The organism is Pseudoduganella dura (assembly GCF_009727155.1).
In the GTDB taxonomy this organism is placed as follows: Bacteria; Pseudomonadota; Gammaproteobacteria; order Burkholderiales; family Burkholderiaceae_D; genus Rugamonas; species Rugamonas dura.
In genome coordinates this window covers 3,479,136-3,491,690 of record NZ_WNWM01000002.1, presented here as the reverse complement: position 1 = coordinate 3,491,690, position 12,555 = coordinate 3,479,136, and the positions used below count along the sequence as shown (strand labels likewise).

At 64.8% G+C, this 12,555-nt stretch carries 10 protein-coding genes; 3 read left to right on the top strand and 7 right to left on the bottom strand.

Going from position 1 to position 12,555, the window contains the following annotated elements:
* Positions 1-106: 106 nt before the first annotated feature.
* Complete coding sequence (locus tag GJV26_RS15270) at positions 107-832, bottom strand: amino acid ABC transporter ATP-binding protein (protein ID WP_155709575.1); 726 nt, start codon at positions 830-832, stop codon at positions 107-109.
* A gap of 161 nt (positions 833-993) precedes the next feature.
* Between GJV26_RS15270 and GJV26_RS15265 the strand changes: the two genes are divergently transcribed.
* Entirely contained in the window at positions 994-2,262 is a 1,269-nt protein-coding gene (locus GJV26_RS15265) for a dicarboxylate/amino acid:cation symporter (protein WP_155709574.1), read from the top strand.
* Between the two features lie 110 nt (positions 2,263-2,372).
* On the opposite strand, the gene GJV26_RS15260 is transcribed toward GJV26_RS15265, so the two are convergent.
* From GJV26_RS15260 to GJV26_RS15250, 3 genes are all read right to left on the bottom strand, one after another.
* Positions 2,373-3,134, bottom strand: coding sequence for a hypothetical protein (locus GJV26_RS15260; protein ID WP_155709573.1), 762 nt, complete (start codon positions 3,132-3,134; stop codon positions 2,373-2,375).
* Positions 3,131-3,616, bottom strand: a complete 486-nt coding sequence (locus tag GJV26_RS15255) for a hypothetical protein (protein ID WP_155709572.1) — start codon at positions 3,614-3,616, stop codon at positions 3,131-3,133. The genes GJV26_RS15260 and GJV26_RS15255 overlap by 4 nt, the downstream gene beginning before the upstream one ends.
* Positions 3,617-3,762: 146 nt before the next feature.
* On the bottom strand, positions 3,763-5,589 hold the full coding sequence (locus GJV26_RS15250) for an ABCB family ABC transporter ATP-binding protein/permease (protein ID WP_155709571.1): 1,827 nt from the start codon (positions 5,587-5,589) through the stop codon (positions 3,763-3,765).
* A gap of 60 nt (positions 5,590-5,649) precedes the next feature.
* On the opposite strand from GJV26_RS15250, the gene GJV26_RS15245 reads away from it, so the two are divergent.
* Together GJV26_RS15245 and GJV26_RS15240 are read left to right on the top strand one after the other, a co-directional pair.
* Positions 5,650-6,102, top strand: a complete 453-nt coding sequence (locus GJV26_RS15245) for an acyl-CoA thioesterase (RefSeq protein WP_155712501.1) — start codon at positions 5,650-5,652, stop codon at positions 6,100-6,102.
* Between the two features lie 4 nt (positions 6,103-6,106).
* A complete protein-coding gene (locus GJV26_RS15240) occupies positions 6,107-7,666 on the top strand; it encodes an alkaline phosphatase D family protein (RefSeq protein WP_155709570.1) in 1,560 nt (519 codons plus the stop codon).
* 66 nt (positions 7,667-7,732) lie between these two features.
* On the opposite strand, the gene GJV26_RS15235 is transcribed toward GJV26_RS15240, so the two are convergent.
* From GJV26_RS15235 to GJV26_RS15225, 3 genes are all read right to left on the bottom strand, one after another.
* The gene (locus GJV26_RS15235) at positions 7,733-9,403 is read right to left on the bottom strand and encodes a long-chain-fatty-acid--CoA ligase (RefSeq protein ID WP_155709569.1); all 1,671 of its coding nucleotides are present in this window, start codon (positions 9,401-9,403) and stop codon (positions 7,733-7,735) included.
* 47 nt (positions 9,404-9,450) lie between these two features.
* Positions 9,451-11,148 (bottom strand): long-chain fatty acid--CoA ligase, encoded by a 1,698-nt coding sequence (locus GJV26_RS15230; protein ID WP_155709568.1) that lies wholly within the window; start codon positions 11,146-11,148, stop codon positions 9,451-9,453.
* Between the two features lie 275 nt (positions 11,149-11,423).
* A complete protein-coding gene (locus GJV26_RS15225; protein ID WP_155709567.1) occupies positions 11,424-12,554 on the bottom strand; it encodes an aminopeptidase in 1,131 nt (376 codons plus the stop codon).
* Position 12,555 lies beyond the last annotated feature (1 nt).

Genomic DNA, 12,555 nt, shown 5'->3' with positions numbered 1-12,555 from the left:
CCTCGAGAAAACACGCCAGACGGTTAGACCGGAGGTTACACCAAAGGTTGCGTCAAAAGGTGCTGTTTTCCCCGCCGTTGCATGCCCGGCACGCGCCGGCACATGCTCAGTGGATGATCCTGGCCAGGAAGTCGCGCGCCCGCTCGGAACGCGGCGCGCCGAAGAATTCATCCTTGCCGCAATCCTCGACGATGCGCCCCTTGTCCATGAACACCACGCGATTGGCCACCTTGCGCGCAAAACCCATTTCATGGGTGACGACCATCATCGTCATGCCTTCCTGCGCCAGGCCCACCATCACGTCCAGCACCTCGTTGATCATTTCCGGATCGAGGGCGGACGTGGGTTCGTCGAACAGCATGGCGATCGGGTCCATCGACAGCGCACGGGCGATCGCCACGCGCTGCTGCTGGCCGCCGGACAGCTGGCCCGGGTATTTGTCCTGCTGCGCCAGCAGGCCCACGCGATCGAGGTACTTGAGCCCCCGCTCGTTGGCTTCGTCGCGCCCCCGTTTCAGCACCTTGACCTGCCCGAGCGCCAGGTTTTCGCGCACCGACAGGTGCGGAAACAGTTCGAAGTTCTGGAACACCATGCCGATGCGGGCCCGCAGCTGCGGCAGGTTCGTGGCGGGCGCATGGACCGGCGTGCCATCGACGACGATCTCGCCGCCCTGGATCGGTTCGAGCCCGTTTACGGTCTTGATCAGCGTGGATTTGCCCGAACCGGAGGGCCCGCAGATCACCATGACATCGCCCCGCGCCACTTGTGTGGTGCAATCGGCGAGCACCTGGAACTGCCCATACCACTTGTTGATGTTTTTTATGTCGATCATGGTCATTGGTGCGCTCACGGCCTGCTTGACAGTGTTGTATGCCGCACGGATACTGCGCGGAACTTGTCAATTAACTGCCTGATAATTAATCATTTTACGGCAAACCCGGGCTCCGGTGCGCGACCTGCCGCCGCGCGGCCCATCTTGGAGAGACACAGCTCATGGAGAAAAAGAACCGCCTGACTACCTGGATCCTGGTGGCACTGGCACTGGGGATCGTGGTCGGCTACATCCTGAATACGACGATGACATCGACGGCGCCGTATTCCGAGGCGATGACGCTGATTACGACGATGTTCCTGCGCCTGATCAAGATGATCATCGCGCCGCTGGTGTTCTCCACGCTCGTGGTGGGTATCGCGCGCATGGGCGATGCGGGCGAAGTCGGGCGCGTGGGCGTCAAGACGCTGGCCTGGTTTTTCATCGCCTCGGTGATGTCGCTGGCGCTGGGCCTCGTGCTGGTCAACCTGTTCCGCCCCGGCGACGCGCTGGCCGGCACGCTGGCCAACACCGCCGGTCCCGCGGTCAATCTCGCCACCAGCAGCCTGACGCTGAAGGACTTCGTCACCCACCTGATCCCATCCTCGATCGTGGACGGCATGGCAAAGAACGAGATCCTGCAGATCGTGGTGTTCTCGCTGTTCTTCGGCCTGGGCGCCGCCGCCGTGGGCAAGAAGGCCGAACCCATGATCGATGCGATCGACGGCGTTGCCCACGTGATGCTGAAGGTGACGGGCTACGTGATGCAGTTCGCGCCGCTGGCCGTGTTCGCCGCCGTTTCCGGCATCATCGCCAAGGAAGGCCTGATCGTGCTGAAGACCTACGGCGTATTCATGGCCGAGTTCTACTTCGGCATCGCCGTGCTGTGGGGCCTGCTGATCGCCGCCGGCTTCGTATTCCTCGGCAAGCGCATCTTCGATCTGCTGGTGGAAGTGCGCGGCCCGACGATCCTGGCATTCTCGACCGCCTCTTCCGAAGCGGCGTTCCCGAAAACGCTGGAAGGCCTGGAACGCTTCGGCGTGCGCAACCGCATCGCCGCCTTCGTGCTGCCGATCGGGTATTCGTTCAACCTCGATGGCTCGATGATGTATTGCACGTTCGCCGCGGTGTTCATCGCCCAGGCCTACGGCATCGAACTGTCGCTCGGCACGCAGATGACGATGATGGCCGTGCTGATGCTGACCTCGAAAGGCATGGCCGGCGTGCCGCGCGCTTCGCTGGTGGTGATCGCCGCGACGCTGTCGCAGTTCAACATTCCGGAAGCGGGCCTGGTACTGCTGCTGTCCATCGATCACTTCCTGGACATGGCGCGTTCCGCCACGAACGTGATCGGCAACAGCATCGCCACTGCCGTGGTGGCCAAGTGGGAAGGCGAACTGACGCACCCGGCCGACAAGGACCAGGACCCGGCGCTGCAGCCGCTGACCTGATCGGCAGCCGATCCACGAGACAAGGCCGGGCATCGCAGCCCGGCCTTTTTTTTGCCGCCGCGGCCGCGCGAGCGGGGCCGGGGAACCATGGCCGCGCAGCGTGGCAGGCGTTATGACCGGTATGGTGTCAGCACGTAGCAGGCATGCGCATCCGCGGTCAGCACGGGGCCGGCCGCATCGAGGGTGTGGTTCCAGCTCGACATTGCCGCCGCCGACGCCTGTGATGCGGCATGCGGGCTGTTGAGGCGGAAGCCCGCCAGCGCCTGGCCGGGCATCACATGGTTCGGGTACGGATGGAGATAGTCGGCGGCACGCCAGAACACATAGCTGATGCCATCGGTCTCGCCGCGCCAGCCCGGCGGTGTGCCGGTGATCATGACGGGCGCGGAGATCATCAGCGCCAGCGACGAAACATACAACCCGGAATCGGGCGCTTCATCGTTGTGCAGCGTGTAGCGCCAGGTATTTTGCGCCAGCACGGTCGTGACCCGTGCATGCAGCGGCGCGACCACCACCGGCGACGGCGCGGGGATGCGCACATGGCGGTTCAGCTGCAGGCAGTGCACCACGTTGCCGAACGTGTAGTTGACCACCAGCGACAGCAGGTAGCGCTTGCCCGCCACCAGCCCCTTGCCGGCGAAGCGCACCGCGAAGCTGGCCGCGCTTCGTGCTTCGAGCATGCCGAGCACGACGGGAAACGCGGCAGGACTGAGGCGCGCGGCGCCGCCCAGCTTGACCGCGTGCACCTCGAGCCCGGACAGCGCCGCCTCGCCCATGTTCACCACGGGCACCAGCAGGTGGAGCTGCCCGTCCACATTCTCGATACCAGGCGCGCCCAGCGCGGCGCGCGCGGCAGCAGTCAATCCGCTCATGGAAGCCTCCGTTGCAACAGGGATTCGTCATCGCCCAGGCGGGACCAGCGCGCAGCCCAGGCACCGGGCATGATCAGCAACAGCCCGCAGGCCAGCATCAGCACGGACATCGGCTCCGGCACCGGTGCCGGGGCGGCATGCAGGCCGGCCGGCCAGCTGCCGGGGGGCAGCGGCACACCAGGGGCGAGTTCGGCAGGAAAGCCGGCCGGATCGTCACCGGGACCGTTGTCGATGCCGTAGCCGATACCGATGTCGGTGCGGTTGCCGGTACCGCGGTCGATACGGTAGCCGGACAGGATGGCCGGAGTGTGGCCGGCAATATGACCAGAGATAGGGCCGGGCATATGCCTGGGCATGTAGTCGCGCATCAGCGCGGCGTGTCCCCGGGCATGGTGCAGATCGTGCAGGTCGATCACGTCCACCGCCCGCGCCGGCAGGCAGGCCAGCAGCGCTGCAAGGGCAACAACAGGTGTGGATCGCACGGCGCCTCCCCGGTACCGGCCGCGCGGTATCGCGGCCGTGTTCCCCATGAGGCAAGTTGCGGGCCAGGAAAATAAATTTCTTCTAAATCAACCGCTTACTGCTCAGTCGTTGACGAACACAGCGAGGATGTCAACCGTACCGACGGTCATGCCGCCGCTTCATCGGGCGCATCCGCCCGGGCCTGCTGGCGCGCCCACATCTGTGCATACAGGCCGCCAGCGGCCAGCAGCGCGGGATGATTGCCGCGCTCGACGATCCGGCCGTGATCGAGCACCAGGATCTGGTGCGCATCGGCCACCGTGGAAAGGCGGTGGGCGATCACCATCGTCGTGCGGTTCCGTGCGATATCCTTCAGCTGCGCCTGGATCGCCTGTTCGGCTTTCGAATCGAGCGCGGACGTGGCTTCGTCGAAGATCAGGATCGCCGGGTCTTTCAGCAGCGTGCGCGCGATGGCCACGCGCTGTTTCTCGCCGCCGGAGAGTTTCAGCCCCCGTTCGCCCACCATCGTGCGGTAGCCGTCCGGCAGGCTGTCGATGAAGTCGTGGATCGATGCCGCCCGGGCGGCGGCCACGATCTCGTCGTGCGTGGCACCCGGCTTGCCGTAGGCGATGTTGTATTCGATCGTGTCGTTGAACAGCACCGTATCCTGCGGCACGATGCCGATCGCGTGGCGCAGCGAATCCTGGGTGACCGCCCGCAGGTCCTGGCCGTCGATCGTGATCGCGCCGCCGTTCACTTCATAGAAGCGGAACAGCAGCCGCGACAGCGTGGACTTGCCGGAACCGCTGTGGCCGACGACCGCCGTGGTGGTGCCGGCGGGGATCGTGAAATCGACGTCGAACAGGATCTGCCGCTTGGCCTCGTAGCTGAACTCCACGTGCGAGAACCTGACCTGCGCACCGCGCGCGACCAGCGGCTTCGCATCCGGCGCGTCGGCCACTTCGCGGTTTTCATCGAGCAGCGAGAACAGGCGCTCCATGTCCGCCAGGCTTTGCTTGATCTCGCGGTAGATCACGCCCAGGAAGTTCAGCGGGATATACAGCTGGATCATGAACGCGTTCACCAGCACCAGGTCGCCCAGCGTCATCGTGCCGTCCACCACGCCGACCGTGGCGCGCCACAGGATCAGCGTGACGGCGGTGGCGATGATGGCCGACTGGCCGGTATTGAGCAGCGACAGCGACGTTTGCGAGCGCACCGCGGCCGATTCATAATGCTTCAGGCCTTCGTCGTAGCGCTTCGCCTCGTATTCCTCGTTGCCGAAATACTTGACGGTTTCATAGTTCAGCAGCGAGTCGATCGCCTTCGTGTTGGCTTTCGAATCGAGGTCGTTCATCGTGCGCCGGAAATGCGTGCGCCAGTTGGTGACGATCACGGTAAATGCGATATACAGCACCAGCGCGCTGAACGTGATCACGGAGAACCAGACGTCGTAGTGCATGACCAGGTAGCCCAGCACCAGCGTGATCTCGACCAGCGTGGGCAGGATATTGAACAGCGTGTACGAGATCAGCGAACCGACGCCGCGCGTGCCGCGTTCGATGTCGCGCGTCATGCCGCCGGTTTGCCGGTTCAGGTGAAAGCGCAGCGACAGCGCGTGCAGGTGCCGGAACACCTGCAGCGCGATGGTGCGCACGGCGCGCTGCGTGACGCGGGCAAACAGGAATTCGCGCAACTCGGTGAACAGGGTGGTGGACAGCCGCAACGCGCCATAGGCGAGCAGCAGCCCGACCGGCAGGATCAGCAGCGCGCGCGGGTCGCCGGGTTTCAGCGTCATCGCGTCCACTAGGTGCTTCAGTACGACCGGCACGCCCACATTGGCCAGCTTGGCGCCCACCAGCGCCAGCAAGGCCAGCAGCACGCGCCACTTGTAGACCCACAGGTAAGGCAGCAGTGTTTTCAGGGTGGCAAGATCGCTGCGGCCGGGGCGGGCTGGCGGCGGAAGTTCGGAGGAATAGGCGGAGCGACGCATGACTGGCTTGCTGGCTGGTTTACAATCGGAACCCATTGTAGCCCCCAACGAGTTTTCATGATGACCACGCCCGACCTTACACCCGCTTCCGCCGCTCCCGCACCCGCCGCCAATCGCTTGCCTCCCGGAAAAATGCCGGAATTACGGGTAATGCCTGCTCCGGCCGATGCCAACGTGTATGGCGACGTGTTCGGCGGCTGGATCATGGCCCAGGTCGACATCGCCGGGTCGCTGCCGGCCACCCGGCGCGCCAACGGCCGCGTGGCCACGATCGCAGTCAATTCCTTTGTCTTCAAGAACCCCGTGTTCGTCGGCGACCTGCTGTCGTTCTATGCCGATATCGTCCGGGTTGGCACCACGTCGATCACCGTCAACGTCGAGGTGTATGCGGAACGCAACCGCCTGCAGGCCGATATCGTCAAGGTGACGGAAGCCACGCTGACCTACGTGGCCACCGGGTCGGATCGCAAGCCGCGCCCGGTGCCGCCGATCGAATCGCTGATGCATAAATAAGCGGATGGAGCACGGCCGCCGGCTGTTGCTGCTGACGGGTGCGCGCCTGGCCGCGCTCGGCCCTGCGCTCACGTGTGCGGCGGCGCCGCGCAACGCGCCGTATCCGTTTACGCTGGGCGTCGCCTCGGGCTCGCCGCTGCCCGACAGCGTGGTGCTGTGGACGCGCATCCTGTTCGATCCGCTCGATGCGCGCTCCACGCCGCCGGTCGCCTTCGCGGTACGCTGGGAGGTGGCGGAAGACGAGGGTTTCCGGCGCATTGCCGCCAGCGGCACCGCCACCGCCAATCCCGCCCTCGCGCACAGCGTGCACGTGGACGTGAAAGGCTTGCGGCCCGACCGCTGGTACTGGTACCGGTTCATGCTGGGCGATGCCGCCAGCCCCGTTGCGCGCACCCGCACCGCGCCGGCGCCCGGCACCCTGCCCCGCTCGCTGAAGCTGGCCGTGGCCTCGTGCCAGCACTGGGAGTTCGGCCACTATGCGGCGCAGCGCCACCTTGCACGGGCGGCGCCGGACCTGGTCGCCTTCCTCGGCGACTACATCTACGAATGGGGCCAGTATCGGCTGGAGCATCCGACGCGCGCCGTGCGCCGCGACGAGAGCTTCACGCTGGACGAGTACCGCGCCCGCTATGCGCAGTACAAGAGCGACCGCGACCTGCAGGCCGCGCATCACGCGGCGCCGTGGATCATGACGTGGGACGACCACGAAGTGGCGAACGACTACGGCGCGCTGCGCGACGAACTGCTCACGCCCGGCTTCGCGGCTCGCCGCGCGGCCGCCTACCAGGCCTATTGCGAGCACCAGCCGTTGCGCTTCGCGGCCAGCGGCTTTGCCGGCGTGCGCATGTACCAGCGCTACGACTGGGGATCGCTGGCGCGCTTCCACGTGCTGGACAACCGCCAGTACCGCTCTCCGCAGGCCTGCGCGCGGCCGAACCGGGGCGGCTCGAACTCCGTCTATCGCAATGCCTGCGCCATGCTGGCGGACGGCAGGCGCACGATGCTGGGTGCCGCGCAGGAGACCTGGCTGCAGGAGGGACTGAAAAGCTCCAGGGCGCGCTGGAACGTGCTGGCGCAGCAGACGCTGATGGCGCAGTCGTCGCAGGTGGAGATCCACCGCGTCGGCGACGGCCGGTTCTGGACGGACGGCTGGGACGGCTATCCGGCCGCGCGCCAGCGGCTGCTGGACACGGTGCGCACCAGCGGCGCCGCCAATCCGCTGGTCCTGTCCGGCGACGTGCACACGTTCTATGCGGCCGAACTGCGCCGCGATCCGACCCGCCCGCGCGCTGCCGGCAACCCGGTCGTGGCGACGGAATTCTGCGGCACGTCGATCACGTCCAGTTCACGGCCGCAGGAGCGCACCGCGCAGTACGTGGCGATGAATTCGCACATCAAATACGGGAGAAGCGACCGGCGCGGCTACATGCTGTTCGACATCTCGCCGGAGCGCACTGCCGTGCTGTTCCAGGGGCTCGATGACGTGCGGGACAAGGCCAGCGGCATTCAGACACTGGCCCGGTTCGCGGTGGAGGATGGCAAGGCGGGGCTGGCCAACGCGTAAAGCAAGGTGACTGGACAGCAGTTTTCAAGACTGCCACCCCGGGACCAAAAAGGCCCCGGCAGGCGATCAAGCCGCGCGTTTCTCGTCCCGCAACTGCCTTCTCAAAATCTTGCCCACGTTCGTCTTCGGCAAATCGTCGCGGAACTCGATGTACTTCGGCTTCTTGTAGGCAGTCAGCTCGTGCTTGCAGAATTCCATCAATGTTTCGGCCGTCAGGTTCGGGTCCTTGCGCACCACGAACAGTTTCACGGCCTCGCCCGAGTTCTTGTCCGGCACGCCGATGCACGCGCATTCGAGCACGCCCGGGTGCGCGGCCACCACGCCTTCGACCTCGTTCGGGTACACGTTGAAGCCGGAGACGATGATCATGTCCTTCTTGCGGTCGACGATCTTCGTGTAGCCCCGCTCGTCCATGATGCCCACGTCGCCGGTCTTGAAGAATCCGTCCACCGTCATCGACTTGGCCGTTTCGTCGGGCCGCTGCCAGTAACCGGCCATCACCTGCGGGCCGCGGATGGCGATCTCGCCGGCGGTACCCAGCGGCACAGGGTTGCCGTCGTCATCGAGGATGGCCACGTCGGTGGACGGGATCGGCAAGCCGATCGTGCCGGTGAATTCCTTGATGTCGACCCGGTTCGCGGTGGCCACCGGCGACGTTTCGGACAGGCCGTAGCCTTCGATGATCGGCGTGCCGGTCAGCTTCAGCCACTTGTCCGCCACGGCCTGCTGCACGGCCATGCCACCACCGTTGCATACCTTGTAGCTGGAGAAATCCAGCCTGGAAAAATCGGGATTGTTCAGCAGCGCGTTGTACAGCGTGTTCACGGCCGGGAACACGGTGACGCGGTATTTGGCCAGTTCCTTGACGAAGCCGGGAATGTCGCGCGGGTTCGGCACCAGCACGTTCAGGCCGCCCAGGCGCATGCCCATGAATGCGGAAATCGTCAGCGAATAGATGTGGTACAGCGGCAGCGCGCAGACGAACACCACCTGCTCCTGCTGCGGCGCCATGTGCAGCCAGGCTTCGTTCTGCAGCACGTTGGCGACCACGTTCCGGTGCAGCAGCACGGCGCCCTTCGACACGCCGGTGGTACCGCCCGTGTATTGCAGGAAGGCGATGTCGTCGTGGCCGATCTTTGCCGGGTGCAGCGTCATGCGGCCACCTTCGGCCAGCACCTGCTTGAACGACACGGCGCGCGGCAGCGTGAACGCCGGCACCATTTTCTTCACGTGGCGCACCACCAGGTTGACGATCGCCCCCTTCACGCCACCGAGCAGGTCGCCCATCGTGGCCACGATCACGTGCTGTACCGGTGAATCCTGCAGCACCTGCTGCACCGTGTTGGCGAAGTTTTCCAGCACGATGATCGCCTCGGCGCCGGAATCCTTCAGCTGGTGCTCCAGCTCGCGCGGCGTGTACAGCGGATTGACGTTGACCACCGTGTAGCCGGCGCGCAGGATGCCGGCCATCGCCACCGGATACTGCAGCACGTTCGGCAGCATGATCGCCACGCGCGCGCCTTTTTGCAGGCCCTTGCCCTGCAGCCAGGCGCCGAACTTGCGGGACATCTGGTCGACCTGCGCATAGGTGAGGAACTTGTCCATGCAGACATACGCCTTTTCATCGGCATACTTGCGGAACGAATCCTCCAGCAGATGCGTCACCGAGGTGTACTGCGAGACGTCGATCTCGGCGGGTACGCCTTCGGGATAGGATTTCAACCAGATTTTTTCCATGCAGTGCCTCTTTGTTTTGTTGATCGGGAGTCCCTTGTGAGGACACCTCATGCAGCTTCCTTGGCGCCGGCGGTTGCTTCGTCGCGCAGCACGCGCCGCAGGATCTTGCCGACATTCGTTTTCGGGAGTTCGTCACGGAACTCGATGTATTTCGGCTTCTTGTAGCCGGTCAGGTTGTCCTTGCAATACGCCATCAGGGTTTCGGCGGTCAGCTCGGGATCCTTGCGCACGACGTACAGCTTCACCGCTTCGCCGGAGTGTTCGTCCGGCACGCCGATGCAGGCCACCTCGAGCACGCCGGGATGGGCGGACACCACCGCTTCGAGCTCGTTCGGGTAGACGTTGAAGCCGGAAACCAGGATCATGTCCTTCTTGCGGTCGACGATCTTCACATAACCTCGTTCGTCCATCACGCCCACGTCGCCGGATTTGAAGTACCCGTCCGGCGTCATCACCTTGGCCGTTTCTTCCGGCCGGTTCCAGTAGCCGGCCATCACCTGCGGGCCGCGGATCGCGATCTCGCCCGGCTGGCCCAGCGGCACCTCGTTGCCCGCGTCATCCAGGATCGCAACTTCCGTCGACGGGATCGGCAAGCCGATCGTGCCGGAAAACGCGGTGCTGTCGGAGCGGTTGCAGGTGGCCACGGGAGCCGTTTCGGACAGGCCATAACCTTCGATGATCGCCACGCCCGTCGCCTTCAGCCACTTGTCGTTGACGGCCTGCTGCACGGCCATGCCGCCGCCGTTGGCGATCTTCAGGCCGGAGAAATCGAGATGCTGGAAATCGGGGTGGTTCACCAGCGCGTTGTACAGCGTGTTCACCGCGGGCAGCATATTGAACTTGTACTTGGCCAGCTCCTTGATGAAGCCGCCGATGTCGCGCGGGTTGGGGATCAGGATATTCAGCGCGCCCATGCGCATGCCCCACATCGCGCACGCCGTCAGCGCGAAGATGTGATACAGCGGCAGCGCGCAGACGATCGACAGCTCGTCGACCCGCGGTTCCTTCTGCAGGCCGGGTTGCGACCAGGCTTCCACCTGCAGCAGGTTGGCGATCACGTTCCCGTGCGTGAGCGTGGCGCCCTTCGAGACGCCGGTGGTGCCGCCGGTGTACTGCAGGAAGGCGACGTCGCCGTGATCGACTTCCACGGGCGTGAGCTTCATGCCCGAGGCATGCGACAGCGCCTCCTTGAAGCGCACCGCGTTCGGCAGCGAATACGCCGGTACCAGCTTCTTCACGTTGCGCACCACGAAGTCGACCACCAGGCCCTTCGCCACGCCCAGCATCTCGCCCATCGAGGCCACGATGACGTGCTTGACGGCCGTGCGGCCCAGCACCTGCTCGAGCGTGGTGGCGAAGTTTTCCAGGATGACGATCGCTTCCGCGCCGGAGTCGGCCAGCTGGTGCTCCAGCTCGCGCGGCGTATACAGCGGGTTGACGTTGACGACCGTGTAGCCGGCACGCAGCACCGCGGCCAGCGCGATCGGATACTGCAGCACGTTGGGCATCATCAGCGCCACGCGGGCACCCGGCTTCATGCCGCGGCTTTGCAGCCAGGCGCCGAGGCGTTTCGAATGCGTGTCGAGTTCACCGTAGGTAATGAACTTGTCCATGCACACGAACGCCTTGCGGTCCGCGTATTTCTGGAACGATTCCTCCAGCAGGTGTACCAGGCTGCGGTACTGATTCGGATCGATCTCGGCAGGAACGCCGGATGGGTACGACTTCAACCAGATCTTGTCCATGGTGTGCCTCTTGTCTCCGGAGTTGGTCTTTTATGGCCGGGGCTGCTTGTAGTGGAGTGCCCTGCTGTCATGGGCCGCCGGCGGCACGGGGCTGGCAGGCTGTCGCGGGGTCGAATCCAAAAAAAACGAACGCTCGTACTATCCTTAATTCAAGATGCTATCGGCAGGCAGGGCCGTACGCAAGCGCTTTTTGCGGATACCGACACCGCGCTCTGGCGAAGCCGCGTGCGGCGACGCAGCATCGGGCACGGAAATACGCGGACGTTACGCGAACTTCAGTGCCCGCCGGCGGTTTCGGCCTGCTTCTCCGCCACGACAGTCATGGTAGCGGGCGCCGCGGAACGGGCAAGCTCGGCCAGCCGCTCGGTTCGCTCGACGGAGGGCAGGTTGCTCATGCGTTGCACCGCAGCATAAAAGCGCGGGAACGTTTTTTCCTGGGCAAGCAATGCCTTGAAGCCGGGCAGGAGATCATTATAGGTGGCGACAGCCGCCAGGTGTGCATTGGTCAGCTGCTCGGCGAAGAAGCGGTCGTAGCCGGCATAACCGCCCCAGTTCGCCTTCAGCACCGCGTATTCCCGGTGCAGCGATGCGAAGATGCGCGCCTTTTCCTCGCGCTTCTTTTTCACGCTGGCCTTGCCGGCATACAGCTCGGAGAGCATCTGGCGATGCCGGACCAGCAGCGCGAGGAATTCCTTGCGGCGCATGCTGTAGCGGGCATACGCTTCGCGCATCGCATCGTTGCCGTACAGCTCGAGCCAGCGGTCGACACCGGCTTCCTCGACAGCCGAGGCGAATGCTTCGTTGAAGCGAGAATCGCCGGGGATGTACACGACCTGATGGGCCAGTTCGTGGAACACCATGCGTGCCAGTTCCGCATCGGAGTAATTGATGAAAGTGGACAGCAGCGGATCGCTGAACCAGCCGAGCGTGGAATACGCGGGCACGCCGCCGACCTGCACGTCGTCGCCCTCGGCGCGCAATTCCTCCGCATAGGCCATCGCGTCTTCCTTGCTGTAGTAGCCGCGGTAGGCCACGCAGCCGGCGATCGGGAAGCACCACTGGATGGGCCGCAGCGACAGTTCCGGCGTGGCCACCACGTTCCACAGCACGAACGGGCGGTTCAGCGCCGCGTATTGCTTGTAGCTGGCGTTATCAGGCAGGCCCAGTTCGCGCACAGCGAACTTGCGGATCGTGACCGCCTTCTCCAGGCGGGCGCGCAGTTTCGGTTCGGTGTTCGGATCGCCCAGCCAGTCGTCGATCGCGCGCGAATCGGACCACAGCGAATACTGCCCCTGCGCCGCCTGGAAGTAGTACTTGACCTGCGCGCAACCGGCAAGCAGGGCGGCGCATGAAAGCCCGGCCACGAGGTACCGGGCACGTATTTTTAGGCGGGCAATCTTGCGCATG